Below are 18,853 nucleotides of genomic sequence, written 5' to 3' on the forward strand. Positions count from 1 at the left end.
GGGCTCTCTGCCCGGGTCGTGACTTTGCACCATCATGCCTGATGATGTTCCCCCCAGGATGAGCCGACAGGCTCCCGTCAAGGTGGGCACCCTCAAGGGCACATCAGATAAGGAGATCGGGTAATGAAACAATATCAAAGCTGGCTGGGAGATTATCTGATGAGTCGACGTGACGGAGATCACGCGATGGCTTCGGAACTTGCCAACACCATCTGCGCCTTCTGGAAGGCCCAGGGTGATGAAGCAGAAACCAGCAAATGGCAGCAACGCTATCAGCAACACGTAGAGCAGGCGCAATAAGCCCCTTCACTCTTTCGCGATAAAAAAACCGGCGCACATGGCGCCGGTTTTGCGTTTCTGGCAAGCAGCAGATTACATCTGGTCGATCATGTCCTGAGCAAACTGGGAGCAGGAGCGCAGGGTGGCCCCTTCCATCAGACGCTCGAAGTCATAGGTGACGGTCTTGTTTCGGATCGCCGCTTCCATCCCCTTGATGATGAGATCGGCCGCTTCGACCCAACCCATGTGGCGCAGCATCATCTCGGCAGAGAGGATCAGGGAGCCCGGATTGACCTTGTCCTGACCGGCATACTTAGGTGCAGTGCCGTGGGTCGCCTCGAACAGGGCCACGCCGTCACCGATGTTGGCACCCGGTGCGATACCGATACCGCCTACCTGAGCGGCCAGCGCGTCGGAGATGTAGTCGCCGTTGAGGTTCATACAGGCGATGACGTCATACTCGGCCGGACGCAGCAGGATCTGCTGCAGGAAGGCGTCGGCGATGACATCCTTGATGACGATGGTCTTGCCGGTTTTCGGGTTCTTGAAGGAGCACCATGGGCCGCCATCGATCAGCTGGGCACCGTACTCGTTCTGGGCCAGAGCATAGCCCCAATCCTTGAAGGCACCTTCGGTGAACTTCATGATGTTGCCCTTGTGCACCAGAGTCACGGAGTCGCGATCGTTGTCGATGGCATACTCGATGGCGGCACGCACCAGACGCTCGGTACCGGCTTTGGACATCGGCTTGATGCCGATCCCGCAGGACTCGGGGAAGCGAATTTTCTTCACGCCCATCTCGTTTTGCAGGAAGGCGATCACCTTGTTTGCTTCGGCGCTGTCGGCCTTCCACTCGATACCGGCGTAGATGTCTTCGGCGTTTTCGCGGAAGATCACCATGTCGGTCAGATCAGGACGCTTCACCGGGCTCGGGGTGCCGTCGTAGTAACGCACCGGACGCAGGCAGATGTAGAGATCCAGCTCCTGACGCAGGGCTACGTTGAGAGAGCGAATACCGCCACCGACCGGAGTAGTCAGCGGGCCCTTGATGGCCACGCAGTATTCGCGAATGAAATCCAGGGTTTCGGCCGGCAGCCAGGCACCTTCGCCATAGACATGAGTCGATTTCTCGCCGGTATAGATCTCCATCCAGGCGATCTTGCGTTCGCCCTTGTAGGCTTTCTCGACCGCAGCATTCACCACATTCAACATGGCCGGGGTTACGTCAACACCGATGCCATCCCCTTCAATAAACGGAATGATCGGATGGTTGGGAACCTGCAGCTTGCCGTTGGCATCGACTGTGATTTTCTGACCCTGGGTCGGGATTACTACTTTGCTTTCCATCGGCATCTCCTAACTTCCGTTTGTTATCAACTTGTTTGTTGCGCGCGGCCATCTTAGCCCATTCATTTTCATAATAAAACGACAAGAAAGCATGTCAGACCAAAGAGGTAGCCACCCGCCAGTGCGCCGTCACCACGCCTCTCCGACCCCGCCCAGTTATCCCTCCAGCTCGCTGGCCGCCGCCTGCGGCTGACTCAGGGAACGATACTGGGAAGGGGTCAAGCCGGTCTTCTGTTTGAACACCCGGCAGAAGTAGTTCACGTCACTGTAACCGCAGCGACTGGCCACCTCTTCAAGACGAAAGCGGTACTTTTTCAGCATGAATTTGGCCCGATCGATCCGCACCCAACTGATGTAATCGGCAAGGCGCATATGACCCTGCTCGCGGAACAGGTGGGAGAGATGGCTGGCTGAAACGTTGAAGCGGTGGGCAATGGAGTCACGGGTGATGGGACGGTGAAAGTTCTCCTGGATATAAATGCAGATCCCGTGAAAGAGCTCTGCCCCCCGTGGCCGATCCGTGGCGGACTCCAGCAACAGCTGACGGGCACTCGCCAGCAGGGCCTGCAGCAGGTGATCATCGGTGGGGGAGCGACCAGGATCCTCGGTCAGTACGTTCAGCGCCGCCAGAATGTGTTCGATCACATGGCCCGCCCGCGCCATGATGCTGTGCTTTTGCACATCGAAAAAGTCCGGATCTTCACGGCGCTTGCTCACCAGACTGAACCCCAGCTGGCGTTTGCCAAACAGCAGGCTCAGCACCGAGCAGTCGGTGGTCCAGAGCGGCTTGTTCCAGCCGTTGGGAGGGATATAGAGCGCCTGTCCTGGTAACACGCTGATCTCTCTGACCCCCTCCTCCCTGTCCCAGATCTGGTTGAGATACTCGCCACTAAAGACCAGCTCGAGGCGGGGAAAGTTGACCTGATAGCTGAAACTGGGTGGCACCCCCTGTTCACTGGCAAACCAGATTTGGTCAAATGGAACCTGTTCGCTCAGGGCTCCGTCGAGCAGTTGGCTGAAGATGAGAGACATGGTGATCCTGATCAAGAGAGAGGCAAGCGGTTGCGGCGCGCGCGACCGCCCATGTTATAGTCCGGTCCACAGCAGTAATGCCACCCTTTTCTGCACCCGATTTTCTTCAAACTAGACGAGGCGTCCCTTATGAGCAGTAGCGATCTGCCCTCCTTTCTGTTGATGCAAAACCCGATTCAAGGCTATGACTGGGGCAGTCATGACTCCCTCACCACCCTGTTTGGCATTCCCAACCCGCAAGGCAAACCCCAGGCCGAGCTCTGGATGGGGGCTCACCCCAACGGCTGCTCCGAGGTGACGCTGGCGGGCAGTGTGCAAAAGCTCTCTTCGGTGATCGACAGGGCTCCGGCCGCCGCGCTGGGTGAGGCCACCTTCGCCCGTTTTGGCAGCCTGCCGTTCCTGTTCAAGGTGTTGTGTGCCGAGAAGGCTCTCTCCATTCAGGTGCACCCGAGCAAGGCTCAGGCCGAAGCGGGCTTTGCCAAAGAGGAGGCCGCAGGCATCGATATCAAGGCGAGCAATCGCAACTACAAGGACCCGAACCATAAACCGGAGCTTGTCTTTGCCCTCACCCCCTATCAGGCGATGAACGGCTTTCGCGCCATTCCCGCCATTCTGGCACTGTTCGAGCGGGTCAATCTGGCGGCCATCGCCGATCTGACCGCAGCCCTTGCCGCCAGCCAGAATGAAGCGGGCCTGCAGCACTTCTTCTACCAGCTGCTGGTACTGGAAGGGGCGCGCAAGGAGGAGGCGTTGGAAGGACTGCTGGACTATGCCGCCGCCCATCAGGATGAGGAGACGTTTGCCCTCATCACCAGTCTGGCGGCCCAGTACCCGGGAGATGTGGGCCTCTTCTCGCCGCTGCTGCTCAACGTGGTGACGCTTGAGCCAGGTCAGGCGATGTTCCTCGATGCCTGCACCCCGCACGCCTATGTGCGCGGCACCGGCCTCGAGATCATGGCCAACTCCGACAACGTACTGCGCGCTGGCCTCACCCCCAAATACATCGATGTGGCAGAGCTCTTGGACTGCACGCGCTGCCAGGCCAAACCGGATGACCAGATCCTGCTGGCCCCCCGCTGTGATGGTGCGGTACAGCACTTCGACGTGCCGGTACCTGACTTCACTTTCAGCGTCTACCCGGCTGGCGAGCATCAGCTCACCACTGCCAGCGCCGAGATCCTGTTTGCCATTGATGACACAGTGACCCTCAAGCAAGGCGAACAGTCACTGCGTCTGGAAAAGGGGCAATCTGCCTTTATTCCTGCTGCGACTGGCAGTTATCAACTGCTGGCCGAAGGACGGGTCGCCCGCGCCGGCAACCGCTGCTAACGAGCACATCCCGGGCGATGCCCCCACCCGAACATGCGCAAGGGCCATCAATGATGGCCCTTGTTTTTTATCCCCATCCATCCCCTTTCATCGCTTCACAACACGGTTGACCAGACTCTCAGAGTTATCTCCCTCCCAATTAATGACAATAAAATCACTTGAGGCGCCTGCTATTTGCCAACCAGCTCACACTATTGACCCATAACAAATCACACAAATATCCATTCCATCACAGAAAACTCATCATCGACCTAGACACTCAGATACGATTTCGCACGAACGAAACCAAACTAAGTAATTGATAATAAATAATTAAATTCATATTCACATCGAATTTAATCATCACGCTAAAACGAGATGAGAGTCACAGCTCATTCTTGCCAGCACAAAAATCTAGTAAACGGCACATTTGTCCGATTTCGGCACCGCGCCAACGGGAGAACAATATCCATGTCAATTGTTCCCCCCATCATGCGGCTCGGCAACGGAGCCAGGAGAGTAATATGTTACCCACCATGACCAACGGCAGACTCATCTGCCTGGAGTTGAAGGCCACCAGCAAGGAGGCCCTGTTCAACGAGATGGCACAGATGCTGGCGCGCGATGGCGCCGTGTCTGATCAACAGCAATTCGTCAAGGATATCTGGGCCCGCGAGCAGCTGGACTGCACCGGCTTCGAGCAGGGTGTCGCCCTGCCCCACGCCAAGAGCAAGGCTGTCAGCCGTCCGGCCATTGCCATCGGTGTCAGCCGTCAGGGTATCGAGTACGGCGCCGAAGATGGCAAGCCGACCCAGCTGATCTTCATGATCGCCTCCCCGGATGGCGGCGCCAACCACCACATCGAAGTGCTGGCCGAGCTCTCTACCCGTCTACTGGAGCCGGGCTTTATCGAGCAGATGAAAGCGGCCACTACCGTCGAGCAAGCCCTGACCCTGCTCAAGCAAGGCCCGAAAGCGGAAAAACCGGCGCCAGCCGCCAAACCGGAGGCCTCTGCTCCGGTTGAACCCACCGATCGCACCTTCAAGGAGCGCCTCAACACCATGAAGCAGCACCTGCTGTTTGGTACTTCCCACATGATCCCCTTCATCGTGGCAGGCGGTGTGCTGCTCTCCCTGTCGGTGATGATGAGCGGCAAGGGCGCCGTACCGGAAGCGGGCTTCCTTAAAGACATGGCCACCATGGGTATCGCCGGTCTGACTCTGTTTACTGCCGTACTGGGTGGCTACATCGCCTACTCGCTGGCTGACAAGCCGGGCCTGGCCCCGGGCATGATCGGCTCCTGGATTGCCGTTCAGCACTATCAAACCGGTTTCCTCGGCGCCATTCTGGTGGGCTTTATCGCAGGTTTCGTGGTCAATCAGCTCAAACGGATCAAGCTGCCTGACTCCATGACCTCGCTCGGTTCCATCTTCATCTATCCGCTGATCGGTACCTTCCTGGTGTGTGGCATCGTGATGTGGGGGATCGGTGCCCCGATCGCCGCCATGATGGAAGGAATGAACCACTGGCTCTCCAGCATGGCGGGCTCAGGTAAAGTGATGCTGGGGGCCATTCTGGGTGGTATGACCGCCTTCGATATGGGCGGCCCGGTCAACAAGGTTGCGACCCTGTTTGCCCAGACTCAGGTCAACACCCAGCCCTGGCTGATGGGTGGTGTCGGTATCGCCATCTGTGTGCCGCCACTGGGTATGGCGCTGGCGACCTTCATGTCTCCGAAGCGTTACAAGAAAGAAGAGCGTGAATCCGGCAAAGCGGCCGCCATCATGGGCATGATCGGTATCAGTGAAGGTGCTATCCCGTTTGCCGCCGCTGACCCCATGCGCGTTATCCCGGCCATCGTCGCAGGCGGCATCGTCGGCAACATCACCGGCTTCATGATGCACAGTATCAACCACGCCCCCTGGGGTGGCTGGATTGTCCTGCCGGTTGTTGAAGGCAAGATGGGCTACATCCTGGGTACCATCCTCGGCGCCCTGACCACCGCCATCATCGTCAACCTGCTGAAGAAGCCGGTGAGCGAAGAAGATGACGTGACCGCCACCCAAACCAGCTTCGAGATCATTGAAGCGGAAGGAGAAGCAGACGTACTGGCCATCACCGCCTGCCCGTCTGGCGTTGCCCACACCTTCCTCGCCGCCAAGAGCCTGCAGAAGGCCGCCGCCAAGCAGGGGATCAAGATCAAGGTCGAGACCCAGGGCGCCAACGGCATCATCAACCGCATTACCGCCAAGGATGTCGCCAACGCCCGCTGCGTCATCTTCGCCCACGACGTGGCTATCAAGAACCGCGAGCGCTTCACCGATATCGAGGTCATCGACGTGAAGACCAAGGAGGCGATCCACAATCCGGAAGCACTGCTGGCCCGCACTCAGGGCAACAAGGCAAACGCCGCCTGATAGCAGTCAGACCAACCAGTACAAGGGGCCCATCGCGGGCCCTTTTTCGTTGTCTGCCGAGCAACCGCATATCATCCCACCAACCAAGCCACTGATTTAAAACATATTAACCTGTCACATCACGGATCTTGGCGAGCCGTCACAGAACGGTGACGTGTAAAAAAACAGCAATTGAAGCGCTGGTCAGATCTCATGTCAAATGGCTCCGCCTACTAAACTGGAGCATCACAAAAATGATAAAAATCAATAAATTGGTTCTGGCTGTTACCCTTACCCTCACTACTACCCCCTTGCTGGCGGCACACTGGACGTGTGGCGATCACGTGCGCTTTGGTCTGCCCTCCGAATCGGATCAGAAGCTCTGTCGTGAAGGGTATGCCGTCGGCTACAACTACGACTACAAGGTGGCGGACTGGGTCTCCTACCGGATGACCGCCCAGAGCGCACAGGGCACAGTGCCCCGCAAGGATGCCTTCGCCGAGGACAGGGAGATCCCGGTCGCCTACCGCGCCACCCTCTCCGACTACAAGGGCTCGGGCTACGATCGTGGCCATCAGGCCCCGGCGGGAGACATGAAATCGAACAAGAACACCATGAAAGAGAGCTTCCTGCTGAGCAACATGACACCGCAGGTCGGGGTGCTCAACCAGAAGGCGTGGCGCGTGCTGGAGGACAAGGTGAACAAGTGGGCGGTCTCCCGCAAGGATGTGCAGGTGATCACCGGCCCCATCTTTACCGGCTCTGAAGAGTCCATCGGTCAGGGTGTGGCGATCCCGAGCGCCTACTACAAGATCGTGATGGACCCGGCCAGACTGCAGGCCATCGCCTTTATCATGCCGCAGGAAGAGGTGCCCATCAGCCAGATCGCCGACTACCGGGTCTCGGTACGTGAGGTGGAGGAGCAGACCCAGCTCAACTTCTTCAGCGATATGCCCGAAGAGCAGCAAGAGACACTGGAAGCCCGCATCTCCCCGATGTGGAACTGACTCGAACAACTCATCCGCAGATAGATTGAGACGCCATCAGTCTTGCATCGCGATAGATAGAGGGAGGGGCCAGCGCCCCTCCCAGCAGGGGGAGTCACGCTCCCCCTGCCCTTTTCAGATGGTAGCTGACCCGTTGCGGCCATTTTTGCGGCCACTGGTGTGGCATCACCCGACGACTCGCCCCAACTCACAGTTTGCCGCACCGTTAGCTGGTATATTGCCCTCTCTTTGGCACTAACAGACTGAATTGACGCACATTTTCCTCGTCGCATCGGCCCGCAAACCGCTGCGCCACGGCGCGATTCAGCCCGACAGAGGACCTTTTGATGAAACAGACCCTTCTTGCCCTCACCCTCGGCAGCCTGCTGGCGCTCTCGCCCCTCGCCCTGCAAGCGGCCGAGAGTTCGATGCAAATGGATCACGACCTCAATACCCTGGTCAGCAAACGCCAGGCGGTGGACATGCTGCTCGGCGAAGCGCTGCAGATCTACAAGTCGCCAGCCAAGATCTCCCACGCCGGTTTTACCGCCAAGATGCCGAGCAATATGGAGTTGGTGACCGAGCGGCTGCTGGCCGCCTACCAGCTTGAACCCTACCGCACCGACCTGCTCATCTCGGCAGCCAACGCCCAGATCTACAACAGCAACCTGAGCCGCGCCATCACCTTGCTGGAGCAGGCGCAGGCCGTCGCCCCCGATGATCTCGACATCAACAGCTATCTCGCCATCTGGCAGTTGGTGAAGGGTAACAAGGAGGCCTCCCGCAGCTATCTGGCGAAAGTGGCGGATCGCAGCAGTGGCCGCGCCGCCGATCTGGAGGAGATCATCGCCCGGGTGCAGCGGATCACCGCCGCCCCGCTGCAGACCGAACTGACCGGGGATCAGGTCAAGGCCACCAAGGAGGGCAAACGCGCCATCGTCACCCTGGGCTACGCCCTCAATCCCGACGGCAGCATGGACAAGATCCTGCTGGGCCGCCTGCAAACCACTCTGGCGCTGGCCAAAGCCGACCCGGAGGCGCTGATCATCCTGACCGGCGGCGTGCCCCAGAACCGCCAGACCGAGGGCAAGCTGATGGCTGACTGGCTGGCCAACCACGGCATCGACCGCAGCCGCCTGATTGAAGAGAACTACGCCACCAGCACGGTGGATAACGCCCTCTACAGCGCCTATGCCCTCGCCCGCCACCAGATTGACTATGCGGTGCTGGTAAGCTCCGCCAGCCATGTACGCCGCGGCCAGACGGTGCTGGAAATCGCCTGCGACCAGATTGGCCCGGCCAACATCAAGGTGGCGAGCGTCAGCTACCCTGACAAGCCCCTCGAGGAGCTGGCCACCCCGAGCGAGAGCGAGCTGCTCGGCATCTACCGCGACGCCCTGCGCACCTACGGCATGTGGAGCTACCGATCTGCCCCGCTGATCGAGCGTTGATCGACCATCAACACGAAAAGGAGAGGGAGGCTTGATGCCTCCCTCTCTTTTTATTGGCCGATGATTGGCCAAGCCGCGCCCGTTAGCTGACGATAAAGCCCTGCGAGGGGGCCGCTTTGGGATCATCACCGAAGCGGTTTGGCCCCTGCTGACCGTTGCAAACCATAAAGTAGATAAGCACCAGGGTGCCGATAATGGGGATAAGCCCGAGCAGCAGCCACCAAGCGCTGCGGTCGGTATCGTGCAGACGACGAGCCGCTACCGCCAGCGAGGGCAGCAGCACAGCCAGCGAATAGATGGAGCTGATCAGCTCATTGTCGCCGCCGATCAGCTTGTCCACCATGCCGAGCAGCAGCATGACGATGACGTTGCACAGCACGAACATCCAGTATTCGGTGCGACGGGCCCGCCCGCTGAATACCGCATATTGCTTGAGGACCGAGATATACCAGTTCATTACGCCTCCTGAGTGGCTTTTATGCCTATGAATAAAAAAGAGAGTCGATAAAACAAGTAGTTAAGAGCTTAGCGCGATCATCCCCCCGAGTCGACAATGATGCCCGAACGCCTCCCAAACTAATCAGCTGCGGCAATCATTGACCGACCGAGCCGAGAGTTAATTTGCCCTGCAACAGGGCAAATCCCCCCCATCAGCGCATCACTCTCGTCACAAGCAGGAAAATGGTGCTTAATAATCCATTAGCAATCGTATGGACTCAGCGTGAGGATAGCGGTAGATTCGGCGCCCAATCCTGAACAGGATCTGTGTCTCCCTCCCATAATGAATCCACTTATTCATTACTTCTCCTAACACAGGGATAGCCATGAGTATTACACGCAGAGATTTTCTCAACGGCGTTGCCATCACCATTGCGGCAGGCGTCGCCCCCATCAATCTGCTCAAGGCTGCCGAAGGCGGCAGCACGCTGGCGGATAAAACCCTGGCCTACCCGCCCGCCCTCACCGGCCTGCGCGGCAACCACCCGGGCTCTTTCGAACCGGCCCACAGCATCGCCCGTGACGGCAAGCAGTATGATTTTGCCAATATTCCCCTAGAGGGAGAGTACGATCTGGTGATCGTCGGCGCCGGGATCAGCGGTCTGGCCGCCGCCTGCTTCTATCAGCAACTGCTCGGCGCGGATAAGAAGATCCTGCTGCTCGACAACCACGATGACTTCGGCGGCCACGCCAAGCGCAACGAGTTCACCACCCCCGATGGCCTGCGTCTGGGTTACGGCGGCAGTGAATCCCTGCAATCACCGCGTTCGGTCTACAGCCCGGTTGCGCTCGGTCTGCTCAAGGCGCTGGAGGTCAACATCGACGAGCTGGCCGCCGGTTTCCAGCAGACCTTCTATCCGGATCTGGGGCTGAGCCGTGGCGTCTATTTCGACGAGAAGCACTTTGGCGTCAACAAGATAGTGAACGGGGATCCGGGCCACAACGTGGCGGATGATATCCCGCGCGATCGCCTGAACGGTCGTCCGCTGGCAGAGTTTATCGGTGACTTCCCGCTGGATGATGCCGACAAGGCCGCCCTGTTGGCCCTGCACGAAGCGAAGATAGACTACCTGAGCGGCATGACCCGCGAGCAGCAGGATGAGTGGGTGACTCGCAACAGCTACACCACCTTCCTGCGCGATAAAGTGGGCCTGAGCGAGCGGGCGATCACTTACTTCCAGCAGCGCACCAACGACTTCCAGGCGGTCGGCATCGACGCCACCGCCTGCGCCGATGCGCGTCTGTGCGCCTTGCCGGGTTTCGACGGCCTCAATCTGACGCCGCTGGATGCCGAGGAGCAGGCGGAGCTGGACGATCCCTACATCTTCCACTTCCCCGATGGCAACGCCGGTCTCACCCGCCTGATGGTGCGCAAGCTCATTCCGCAGGTGGCGCCGGGTCACACCATGCAGGATGTGGTGCTGGCCAAGTTTAACTACAGCAAGCTCGACCTGCCTGAGCACAAGGTGCAACTGCGACTTGGCAGCACGGCGTTGCAGGCCAAAAACGTGCGCCTCGCCGACGGCAAGCTGGCGGTGGATGTCACCTACATCAAGGAAGGGAAACTGCACCGGGTACGGGCCAAGCAGTCGATCATGGCGGGCTACAACATGATGATCCCCTACATGGTGCCCGAGATGCCGGAGCCCCAGAAGGAGGCGCTGCGCCAGAACGCCAAGGCGCCGCTGGTCTACACCAAGGTGGTGATCAAGAACTGGCAAGCCTTCGTCAAGCTGGGGGTACACGAGGTCTACTCCCCGGCGGCCCCTTACAGCCGGGTCAAGCTCGACTATCCGGTCAGCATGGGTGGCTACGAGCATCCCAAGAGCCCGGATCAGCCGATGTGCCTGCACATGGTCTATGTGCCGACCCTGCCGGGCAGCGGCCTCTCGGCACGCGAGCAGTCCCGCAAGGGGCGCGCCATGATCCTCGGCATGCCGTTCGAGCAGCATGAACAGATGATCCGCGAACAGTTGCAGGGGATGCTCGGCAGCGCCGGTTTCAACCATGAGCAGGACATCCTCGCCATCACGGTCAACCGCTGGTCTCACGGTTACTCCTATGTCACCAACACCCTGTTTGATGACGAAGCGCAGTGCGAAAAATGGATTGAACTGGGTCGCCAGCCGATCGGTAACATCACCATCGCCAACTCGGATGCAGGCTGGAGCCCCTACGCCCACGCCGCCATCGACGAAGCGTGGCGCGCCGTCAACGAGCTGGTTGCCATGAGCAAGGGAGGTGCCCAATGAGCCGCGCCCTGTCACTGACCGCTAGCGCCCTGCTGCTGGCCCTGCCCGCCCTTGCCGCCAACGCAGCCCCCGCCATGTCGGCGGGGGAATACGTGGCCAAGCTCGGCGATTGCGCTGCCTGTCACACCAGCGAGACCAGCAAGCCGCTGGCAGGCGGCAAAGGGTTCCCGACCCCCATCGGTACCGTATTTGCCACCAACATCACCCCAGACAAGACCCACGGTATCGGCAACTACAGCCTGCCGGAGTTCATCAAGGTGATGCGCGAAGGGGTGGCCCGCGATGGGCATCGCCTCTATCCGGCCATGCCCTACACCGCCTACGCCAAGATGAGCGATAAAGATCTCGAAGATCTCTATCACTATCTGATGAAGGAGGTGCAGCCGCTGGCCATCGCCAACAAGGAGAGCGACATCCCCTGGCCCCTCAACATGCGCTGGCCGCTGATGGGCTGGAACTGGGTCTACCACGATGACAGTCGCTTCACCCCGGTGGCGGGCAAGAGCGAAGAGTGGAACCGTGGCGCCTATCTGGTGCAAGGCGCCGGCCACTGCGGCAGCTGCCACACTCCGCGCGGGCTCGGCATGCAGGAGAAAGCGCTGACCGAGGCGGATCCCGTCTACCTGAGCGGTGCGGCGCTGGATGGCTGGTATGCCCCCGACATTCGCGGCAGCCGTTACAGCAAGCAGGCGCTGATCGATCTGCTGAAAACCGGCCGCAGCCAGCATGAAGCGGTCGCGGGCCCCATGGGGGAAGTGATCACTCACAGCAGCCAGTATTTCAGCGACGCCGATCTGGCCAGCATCGCCACCTATCTGACCGATCTGAAAGATGAGCCGGTCGCAGAGAAAGGGGCCCGCGCCTACGCCAGTGCCAGCGGCAAGGCGGACTACGCCATGTACTGCTCCACCTGTCACGGGGTCAACGGCCAGGGCAATGACCACGTCATCCCCTCGCTGGTCAACAACCGCACCGTGCTGGCGAGCGATCCGTCGAGCCTGATCAACGTGTTGCTGCACGGTGCCGAAACACCGGTCACCCACGGCCATCTGGGTTACCACATGCCAGGCTATGGCTGGACCATGGATGACGAGCGGCTCGCCGAGCTGGTCAACACCCTGCGCGCCTCCTGGGGCAATGAAGGCACCGCCGTCAAGGCGGCGGCGGTCAAGGCCCAGCGCGAGCTGCACGGCAAGGAGTAAGGGCTGTCAGCTCTCTCTTGGCCAAGTGCCATAAAAAACGGGCCTCCACTGGAGGCCCGTTTGCTATTGATGAACCAGGTTCCGGTGCTTATCCCTTGCGGGATTTGGGCCCCGGCAGCGGCGCCGTTGGCTGGCGGTAATCGCCATAGGGGAAGATATTGCGAAACCGCTGGGCCACCGGCTCGGGGATGGATCGGGAGAAGATCAGCTTCACGCCATCGCCATCACGCTGCCCCACAATGCGACCGCGCACTGTTTCGTGGCGCAGGATCTGCTTGGCATGCTCAATAAAGGCGGGTGACACCTTGCCCTGCTTGACCACTACCTTGCCGGGGGCAAGGCGGATTTCGAACAGGGCACCACGCCCCAGCTTCATCAACCACCAGATCAGGGCTATCGCCACTATCAAGGAAATCCAGGCCATCTTCATCCCTCCCAAGCTCTTGATATAAGGCAGTATAAGCGGCCGAGCGTTCCGATTGTTTGGCGCCGATCACAGCCCCCGCTTCAACGTAATAACGCCTCTTTGCTCAGCAATCCTTGCCCCAGCCCACCAGCGTCTCGCGATAGAGCGCCAGCAAGGCTTCATCGCGCACCGCCACCCCGACCTGCTGCGGACGATAGGCTGCCCAGTCATCGTGGGAGTGGCGTTTGCCATCGAACTTTTGCAGGGTGTGGCCGATGGCCGGGCCGCTGGTAATCACCCGCACCGGCCCTTCGCGCAGGGTAAAGAGAGTCGGGTCAATGACATAGGCGATGGCGGACGGGTCGTGGACATGGCAACCGGAGAGCCCCAGCTTCTCGGAGTAGAAGCGCAGGTAGAAGCGGCTGACATCCCACAGGAAGCGGCCCGGCTCCCCCGCCTTGTCCCTGAGCTCATCCAGATAGGCGCTGCTGAAGAAGCTCTGCTGGGTCACGTCCAGCCCGATGATCACCACCGGCCAGTCGGCGGTAAAGACCCGGTCGGCGGCATCGGGATCGTCGTGGATATTGGCTTCGGCATAGGGGGTGACGTTGCCGCGATGGCCGTTGACGCCAAAGGCGCCCCCCATCACCACCACCTGTTTCACCAGCGAGACAATCTCGGGCACCTGTTGCAGCGCCAGCGCCAGATTGGTGAGCGGGCCGATAGTGACGAGGGTGATCTCCCCCGGCGCGGCTTTCACCGCCTCGACAATATATTGCCAGGCGGGGCGAGGATCCGGGGCTATGGTCACCTCCCCCGCCTCCATGTCGCCAAAGCCGCTCGGGCCGTGGACTATGGTGGTGGGGCCGACCGGCTCGCGCAGCTGCGGGGCGGCAGCGCCTTTGACCACATCCGCCTTCATGCCGTACTTCTGCTTGAGCCAGAGGGCGTTGCGGGTGCCATTGTCGATGGTGGCGTTACCAAAAACAGTGGTGATGGCGAGCAGCTCGATGGCGGGATGAGCCTCGGCAAACAGGATGGCCATGGCATCGTCGATACCCGGATCGGTATCCAGAATGATTTTATGGGTCATGAGAAATTCCTACGGTGACAAACCCTGCGACAAGAGGAAGAGTCTACCCGGCTGACGGTCTCGTATCCCGGCATGGGATCACAGAGCGGGCCTTTGCTCCCGACAACGAGACGCAGCTGGCGACAATCTGCATAAAAAAAACGCGGCTCTGTTGCCAGCGCCGCGCCCTTTATCGTTGTTCGTTATCTGCTATCTGGCACAGTTCTGCCTGACTTTGCCCCTCAGTGCTTGCGGTGCCAGCGCGGCGAGGTCGCCTTCTCCCCCCAGGGGGTGACGCAGGGGAGCAGAGCCCCTTCAATCACCATTTCGCTGCCTGCCAGCGCTTCGGCGATCTTCTGGTGCAGCACCCGCAGTACCTTGCCCTCGTGCTCGGCCAGAGAGTGGCCCGCGGCAAAGAACTCCGGCTGATATTGCAATGCCAGCTTCTGGGCGAATTCGTAGGTGTTGAAGCAATCCGGCATCCGCTCAACCACATCTTCAAGCCGGGCCAACAAGCTGTTCAGTTCCCTGGTCATAGTGCTCTCTCCGTGTAGGTTAATAGCCAAAAACTACCCCTTATTAGATAAGCCACCAACGAGCAAACCACAAAAGTGTGGGGAGACACACAGTTCTCTCTTGCGTCCAGCTCGCGGTGAACGGCAGACAGCTTGCCAGCTTTACATTCCGGTAACAAACAGCTAGATTTAGACCGACTAATCAGTCGGTCATTTTTCATGCGGAGAACAACATGGGTGCGGCGCAGCTTCAACACACTCCTGAGGATATCCTCGCCATCAAATTGTCCCTGCCGGATCAGCTGGCGCGGCTCAAGCGGGCGAGTCTGGCTCACCCCATGCCAACCCTGGCCGAGCGCCGGGCGCAGCTGACCAAACTCAAGCAGGCGTTGCTCGCCCACAAGGGGCAGCTGTGCAAGGCGCTGGCGGCAGATTATGGCCAGCGCAGCCACTACGACAGCCTGATCGCCGATGTGCTGCCCTGCATCATGCAGATCAACTACACCCAGAAGCGGCTCAAGCGCTGGATGCAGCCTCACCGCCGTCACACCGGCCTGCTGCTGGCTCCCGCCAAAGTAGAGGTGCACTTCCAGCCGCTCGGGGTGGTCGGCATTATCGTGCCGTGGAACTTTCCGGTGATGCTGAGCCTTGGCCCCCTCATCACCGCCATCGCGGCGGGCAACCGGGCGATGCTGAAACTCTCCGAGTTCACCCCTCATACCAACGCCGTGCTGCGCACCATGCTCACCAGCGTGTTTGACGAAAACGAGATCGCCATCATCGAGGGAGATGCCCAGATGGCGGCGGCGTTCAGCTCACTGCCGTTCGATCACCTGCTCTTTACCGGCTCCACCATGGTGGGCAAGCTGGTGATGGCCGCCGCCGCGCCCCAGCTCACCCCCCTCACCCTTGAGCTGGGCGGCAAGAGCCCCTGTCTCATCGCACCCGACATGCCGGTCGCCACCGCAGTCGAGCGGATGATCTTCGGCAAGAGCCTCAACGCCGGGCAGATCTGCGTCGCCCCCGACTATGTGCTGCTGCCCCGCAGCGAGGTGGATAACTTTATCGCCGCCTATCGCCGCCACTTCAGCAAGCTCTACCCGCAGGGGCTCAATAGTGCTGACTACGGCGCCATCATCAACGACCGCCAGTATCAACGTCTCGTCAGCTGGCTGGATGAAGCCGAGCAGGCGGGTGCCCAGCTCCATCCCTGTGGCAGCCCGGCCCGCGACGACCAGCGTCGCCTGCTGGTGCCCCACCTGCTGACCGGGGTGCCGGGTCAGTGTCAGGTGATGCAGCAGGAGATCTTCGGGCCGCTGCTGCCGCTCATCCCCTACGACACCCTGGAGGAGGCGCTCGCCTATGTGGCCGAGCGGCCCCGCCCGCTGGCCCTCTATCTGATGAGCTTCGACCCCGAGTTGCAGGCACGGGTGACCCGGGAGACCCACTCCGGCGGCATGGCGATCAACGAAAGCCTGTTTCAGGTGGCGGCCGACGATGTGCCGTTCGGCGGCATCGGCGCCTCCGGTATGGGCCACTACCACGGCCACGAGGGGTTCCTCACCTTCTCCAAGGCAAAAACCGTGCTGACCCGCGGCAAGTTCACCACCGGCTCCCTGATCCATCCCCCCTACCACAGCTGGATCCAGAAGCTGATGATGGCCTTCTTCCTGCGCTGATAGAGATGACCATGAACCAGGCTATCCCGCAGCCACAAACCATGACCGACAAGCGCCGCCAGATCCTGGATGCCGCCCTCGCCCTCTGCGCCGAAGATGGCCTGCAGGGGGCCGCCACCGCCCGCATCGCCAAGGCGGCCGGGGTGGCCAACGGCACTCTGTTCCACCACTTTCCGAGCAAGGAGGCGCTGATCCTCGCCCTCTATCAGGATGTGAAAACCCGGATGGGGAGCGCCATCCATGAAGCAGATCCCACCCTGCCGCTGTACGACCAGACCCGCCACTACTGGCAGCTGGCGATGGAGTGGATGCAGGCTAACCCCAATGAGCTCAAATTCGTGCTGGGCTTCTTTCACTCCCCGCTGCTGGCCAGACCGGCCCGCAGCCAGATCCTGAACGATGCCCTGCGCTTTCTGCCTGCCCTGCTGGCAAAGGGGCAGGCCAGCGGCGAGCTGATGCAGGCTCCCGCACCACTGTTGCTGGAGGTGTGTCAGGGCCAGTTCCTCGCCTGCGCATCACTGTTTGTCGATCAACCGGAGCTGGGACAGGACGACTACTGGCAAGCCAGTGCGTTCGCCCTCTTCTGGTCAGCCATCTCAGGAGCCAATCCCCATGCAAACACGGATGTTTGAACCTGCGGCAGCCCTTGGCCGCCGCCTCTGGATCACCACTCTGCTCTGGGTGGTGGGTCGCACCCTCTGTCGCGCCGCCCGCACCGATGAGGCGGTACGCCGCGAATTGGCGCCGTTGCCGGACGGGTTGGCAATCCGCCTCGAAGTGGGCGGCATCGGCTACGCCATGAACATGCACAAGCAGGGTGGCCGCTGGTATCCCGGCGCGCCAGTCGCCCCTCATGCCACCATCCATCCGCTACGGGTGCGCTTCAAGCATCCCAATATCGCCTTTCGCGCCCTGAGTTTTCGGCTCGGGGTCAATCAGGCATTTGGCGAAAACCGGCTGCTGGTGGAGGGAGACCTGACCGTTGCCATGCATCTGGTACGGGGGCTTGAGCAGTTGCAGTCCCTGATCCTGCCCGCCTTTATCGCGCGGCCTCTGCTGCGCCACTATCCCGCCCCGACCAACAAGATCGGCCGGGCCTGTAACATCTATCTGGGTCTGGTGACCGGCTAACGCGCAAGGAGCTTTGAAATGAGCCGCTATTACGATTTCTTCTGCCCGGTCAAACTGCTGGCCGGTGAACAGGCGTTGGAGCAGCTGGCCAGCGAGCTGGCCAGCCTAGGGGCCCGTCGCCCGCTGCTGCTGACCGACAAGGGGGTCAATGCCACCGGCCTTGCCACCCTGCTGGCCAATGTGCTGGCCGAGGGGGAGCTGCCGGTCGCCGCCATCTGGGACGAGATCCCGGCCGACTCTTCCACTGCCGTAGTGGAGCGGATCGCCAAACGCTATCGCGAGCTCGACTGCGACAGTCTGGTGGCGCTGGGGGGCGGCTCGGTCATCGACACCGCCAAGGCAGTCAACATTCTCACTTCCATGGGGGGGGATCATCTGCTCGACTACTCGGGCGCCGGTTGCCTGACCCGTCCCCTCAAGCCGCTGGCGGTGGTGCCCACCACGGCGGGCACAGGATCAGAGGTGACTCTGGTGGCGGTGATCAAGGATGAGGCGAGCGGGCGCAAGGTGCCCTTCACCTCCCCCTTCCTGCTGCCCCAGCTGGCGGTGCTCGACCCGCGCCTGACCCAGGGACTGCCCCTCAATATCACCGCCGCTACCGCCATGGACGCCATGACCCACGCCATCGAGGCCTTTATCGGTACCGCCAAGAACCCGGTGAGCGATGCACTGGCCCTGATGGCGGTGGAGAAGATCGCCAGCGCCCTGCCGCAAATCATCCACGACCCGCAAAACAAACAGCTGCGGCTGCAACTGGCGGAAGGCTCAACGCTGGCTGGCATGGCTTTTTCCAACTCCATGGTGGGGCTGGTGCACGCCCTCGGCCACAGTCTGGGAGCCCGCTGCCATCTGCCCCACGGGCTGTGCATGAACCTCTTTTTGCCGACCGTGCTCGATTACAACCGCCCCGAGGTGGATAGCGAGTTGGCCCGGCTGCTGTTGCCGCTGGTGGGGGCAGAGCGCTTTGCTGCCACCCCGGCCCATCAGCGGGCGGAGGCGACCATCACAGCCATTCGCACCCTGCGCGACACCTTGTGGCAAGCGGTCAAGCTGCCGCGCACCATGAGCGAGGCTGGGGTAAGCGATCGCTCGCTACTGACCGAGATCCGCGATCTGGCGGTCAACGACGGTGCCCTGCTGTTCAATCGCAAGGATGCCGACCGTGAGCAGTTACTTACCCTGCTGGAGCGAGCCTGGGTCTGATCCCTCCCCTTTGCCAACACTCTTGTGCTGACACTAACGCGGTGCCCGACTCACCATCGGGCACCTTGATCTGCATCGCGATATCGATGCGCCCTC

General features: G+C 60.7%; 17 protein-coding genes. 11 read left to right on the forward strand and 6 right to left on the reverse strand.

What is annotated here, in order from left to right:
* The first annotated feature begins 123 nt into the window (after positions 1–123).
* On the forward strand, positions 124–300 hold the full coding sequence (locus tag I6L46_RS09610) for a hypothetical protein (RefSeq protein WP_005337712.1): 177 nt from the start codon (positions 124–126) through the stop codon (positions 298–300).
* 72 nt (positions 301–372) lie between these two features.
* Here the strand turns inward: I6L46_RS09610 and icd are convergent, their stop codons facing one another.
* Both icd and I6L46_RS09620 read right to left on the reverse strand, forming a co-directional pair.
* A complete protein-coding gene (gene icd / locus I6L46_RS09615) occupies positions 373–1,626 on the reverse strand; it encodes an NADP-dependent isocitrate dehydrogenase (protein WP_005347179.1) in 1,254 nt (417 codons plus the stop codon).
* Between the two features lie 156 nt (positions 1,627–1,782).
* On the reverse strand, positions 1,783–2,658 hold the full coding sequence (locus I6L46_RS09620; protein WP_005361632.1) for an AraC family transcriptional regulator: 876 nt from the start codon (positions 2,656–2,658) through the stop codon (positions 1,783–1,785).
* 129 nt (positions 2,659–2,787) lie between these two features.
* Here I6L46_RS09620 and manA point away from each other — a divergent pair, with 129 nt between their 5' ends.
* The 4 genes from manA (at position 2,788) to I6L46_RS09640 (ending at position 8,799) form a co-directional block, all read left to right on the forward strand.
* A complete protein-coding gene (gene manA / locus I6L46_RS09625) occupies positions 2,788–3,987 on the forward strand; it encodes a mannose-6-phosphate isomerase, class I (protein WP_216977965.1) in 1,200 nt (399 codons plus the stop codon).
* A 503-nt stretch (positions 3,988–4,490) separates the two neighbouring features.
* Positions 4,491–6,383, forward strand: coding sequence for a PTS fructose transporter subunit EIIC (locus tag I6L46_RS09630; protein WP_216977966.1), 1,893 nt, complete (start codon positions 4,491–4,493; stop codon positions 6,381–6,383).
* 233 nt (positions 6,384–6,616) lie between these two features.
* The gene (locus I6L46_RS09635) at positions 6,617–7,369 is read left to right on the forward strand and encodes a DNA/RNA non-specific endonuclease (protein ID WP_216977967.1); all 753 of its coding nucleotides are present in this window, start codon (positions 6,617–6,619) and stop codon (positions 7,367–7,369) included.
* A gap of 326 nt (positions 7,370–7,695) precedes the next feature.
* Positions 7,696–8,799, forward strand: coding sequence for a YdcF family protein (locus I6L46_RS09640; protein ID WP_216977968.1), 1,104 nt, complete (start codon positions 7,696–7,698; stop codon positions 8,797–8,799).
* Between the two features lie 82 nt (positions 8,800–8,881).
* On the opposite strand, the gene I6L46_RS09645 is transcribed toward I6L46_RS09640, so the two are convergent.
* Positions 8,882–9,256: a DUF805 domain-containing protein gene (locus tag I6L46_RS09645; RefSeq protein ID WP_005337730.1), complete on the reverse strand. Its 375-nt coding sequence runs from the start codon at positions 9,254–9,256 to the stop codon at positions 8,882–8,884.
* A 367-nt stretch (positions 9,257–9,623) separates the two neighbouring features.
* Between I6L46_RS09645 and I6L46_RS09650 the strand changes: the two genes are divergently transcribed.
* Together I6L46_RS09650 and I6L46_RS09655 are read left to right on the forward strand one after the other, a co-directional pair.
* The gene (locus I6L46_RS09650) at positions 9,624–11,549 is read left to right on the forward strand and encodes an FAD/NAD(P)-binding protein (protein ID WP_216977969.1); all 1,926 of its coding nucleotides are present in this window, start codon (positions 9,624–9,626) and stop codon (positions 11,547–11,549) included.
* Positions 11,546–12,751 carry a cytochrome c gene (locus tag I6L46_RS09655; protein ID WP_042656989.1) on the forward strand — a complete coding sequence of 402 codons (1,206 nt, stop codon included), beginning with the start codon at positions 11,546–11,548 and terminating at the stop codon, positions 12,749–12,751. Before I6L46_RS09650 ends, I6L46_RS09655 begins: the two co-directional genes overlap by 4 nt.
* An 88-nt stretch (positions 12,752–12,839) precedes the next feature.
* Here the strand turns inward: I6L46_RS09655 and I6L46_RS09660 are convergent, their stop codons facing one another.
* From I6L46_RS09660 to I6L46_RS09670, 3 genes are all read right to left on the reverse strand, one after another.
* Positions 12,840–13,175, reverse strand: a complete 336-nt coding sequence (locus tag I6L46_RS09660) for a DUF3634 family protein (protein WP_216977970.1) — start codon at positions 13,173–13,175, stop codon at positions 12,840–12,842.
* Between the two features lie 106 nt (positions 13,176–13,281).
* Positions 13,282–14,250 (reverse strand): nucleoside hydrolase, encoded by a 969-nt coding sequence (locus I6L46_RS09665; protein WP_216977971.1) that lies wholly within the window; start codon positions 14,248–14,250, stop codon positions 13,282–13,284.
* Between the two features lie 221 nt (positions 14,251–14,471).
* Entirely contained in the window at positions 14,472–14,765 is a 294-nt protein-coding gene (locus tag I6L46_RS09670) for a hypothetical protein (RefSeq protein WP_005353197.1), read from the reverse strand.
* A gap of 212 nt (positions 14,766–14,977) precedes the next feature.
* On the opposite strand from I6L46_RS09670, the gene I6L46_RS09675 reads away from it, so the two are divergent.
* Genes I6L46_RS09675 through I6L46_RS09690 form a run of 4 tightly spaced genes read left to right on the forward strand, consistent with a single transcriptional unit; the run spans position 14,978 to position 18,757 of the window.
* A complete protein-coding gene (locus tag I6L46_RS09675) occupies positions 14,978–16,423 on the forward strand; it encodes a coniferyl aldehyde dehydrogenase (RefSeq protein ID WP_021230685.1) in 1,446 nt (481 codons plus the stop codon).
* Positions 16,424–16,434: 11 nt separating this feature from the next.
* A complete protein-coding gene (locus I6L46_RS09680; protein WP_106842896.1) occupies positions 16,435–17,055 on the forward strand; it encodes a TetR/AcrR family transcriptional regulator in 621 nt (206 codons plus the stop codon).
* On the forward strand, positions 17,036–17,554 hold the full coding sequence (locus I6L46_RS09685) for a hypothetical protein (RefSeq protein WP_005361659.1): 519 nt from the start codon (positions 17,036–17,038) through the stop codon (positions 17,552–17,554). Before I6L46_RS09680 ends, I6L46_RS09685 begins: the two co-directional genes overlap by 20 nt.
* An 18-nt stretch (positions 17,555–17,572) precedes the next feature.
* Positions 17,573–18,757, forward strand: a complete 1,185-nt coding sequence (locus tag I6L46_RS09690) for an iron-containing alcohol dehydrogenase (protein ID WP_139708930.1) — start codon at positions 17,573–17,575, stop codon at positions 18,755–18,757.
* The last annotated feature ends 96 nt before the right edge of the window (positions 18,758–18,853 follow it).

Origin of the sequence: Aeromonas sp. FDAARGOS 1416 (genome assembly GCF_019048085.1) — a bacterium.
Lineage (GTDB): Bacteria > Pseudomonadota > Gammaproteobacteria > Enterobacterales > Aeromonadaceae > Aeromonas > Aeromonas veronii.

What these genes read in the sequence shown, in the direction of transcription:
- I6L46_RS09610 (WP_005337712.1), top strand. Translation starts at nt 124, where the DNA reads ATGAAACAATATCAAAGCTGGCTGGGAGATTATCTGATGAGTCGACGT.
- icd (WP_005347179.1), bottom strand. Translation starts at nt 1,626, where the DNA reads ATGGAAAGCAAAGTAGTAATCCCGACCCAGGGTCAGAAAATCACAGTC.
- I6L46_RS09620 (WP_005361632.1), bottom strand. Translation starts at nt 2,658, where the DNA reads ATGTCTCTCATCTTCAGCCAACTGCTCGACGGAGCCCTGAGCGAACAG.
- manA (WP_216977965.1), top strand. Translation starts at nt 2,788, where the DNA reads ATGAGCAGTAGCGATCTGCCCTCCTTTCTGTTGATGCAAAACCCGATT.
- I6L46_RS09630 (WP_216977966.1), top strand. Translation starts at nt 4,491, where the DNA reads ATGTTACCCACCATGACCAACGGCAGACTCATCTGCCTGGAGTTGAAG.
- I6L46_RS09635 (WP_216977967.1), top strand. Translation starts at nt 6,617, where the DNA reads ATGATAAAAATCAATAAATTGGTTCTGGCTGTTACCCTTACCCTCACT.
- I6L46_RS09640 (WP_216977968.1), top strand. Translation starts at nt 7,696, where the DNA reads ATGAAACAGACCCTTCTTGCCCTCACCCTCGGCAGCCTGCTGGCGCTC.
- I6L46_RS09645 (WP_005337730.1), bottom strand. Translation starts at nt 9,256, where the DNA reads ATGAACTGGTATATCTCGGTCCTCAAGCAATATGCGGTATTCAGCGGG.
- I6L46_RS09650 (WP_216977969.1), top strand. Translation starts at nt 9,624, where the DNA reads ATGAGTATTACACGCAGAGATTTTCTCAACGGCGTTGCCATCACCATT.
- I6L46_RS09655 (WP_042656989.1), top strand. Translation starts at nt 11,546, where the DNA reads ATGAGCCGCGCCCTGTCACTGACCGCTAGCGCCCTGCTGCTGGCCCTG.
- I6L46_RS09660 (WP_216977970.1), bottom strand. Translation starts at nt 13,175, where the DNA reads ATGGCCTGGATTTCCTTGATAGTGGCGATAGCCCTGATCTGGTGGTTG.
- I6L46_RS09665 (WP_216977971.1), bottom strand. Translation starts at nt 14,250, where the DNA reads ATGACCCATAAAATCATTCTGGATACCGATCCGGGTATCGACGATGCC.
- I6L46_RS09670 (WP_005353197.1), bottom strand. Translation starts at nt 14,765, where the DNA reads ATGACCAGGGAACTGAACAGCTTGTTGGCCCGGCTTGAAGATGTGGTT.
- I6L46_RS09675 (WP_021230685.1), top strand. Translation starts at nt 14,978, where the DNA reads ATGGGTGCGGCGCAGCTTCAACACACTCCTGAGGATATCCTCGCCATC.
- I6L46_RS09680 (WP_106842896.1), top strand. Translation starts at nt 16,435, where the DNA reads ATGAACCAGGCTATCCCGCAGCCACAAACCATGACCGACAAGCGCCGC.
- I6L46_RS09685 (WP_005361659.1), top strand. Translation starts at nt 17,036, where the DNA reads ATGCAAACACGGATGTTTGAACCTGCGGCAGCCCTTGGCCGCCGCCTC.
- I6L46_RS09690 (WP_139708930.1), top strand. Translation starts at nt 17,573, where the DNA reads ATGAGCCGCTATTACGATTTCTTCTGCCCGGTCAAACTGCTGGCCGGT.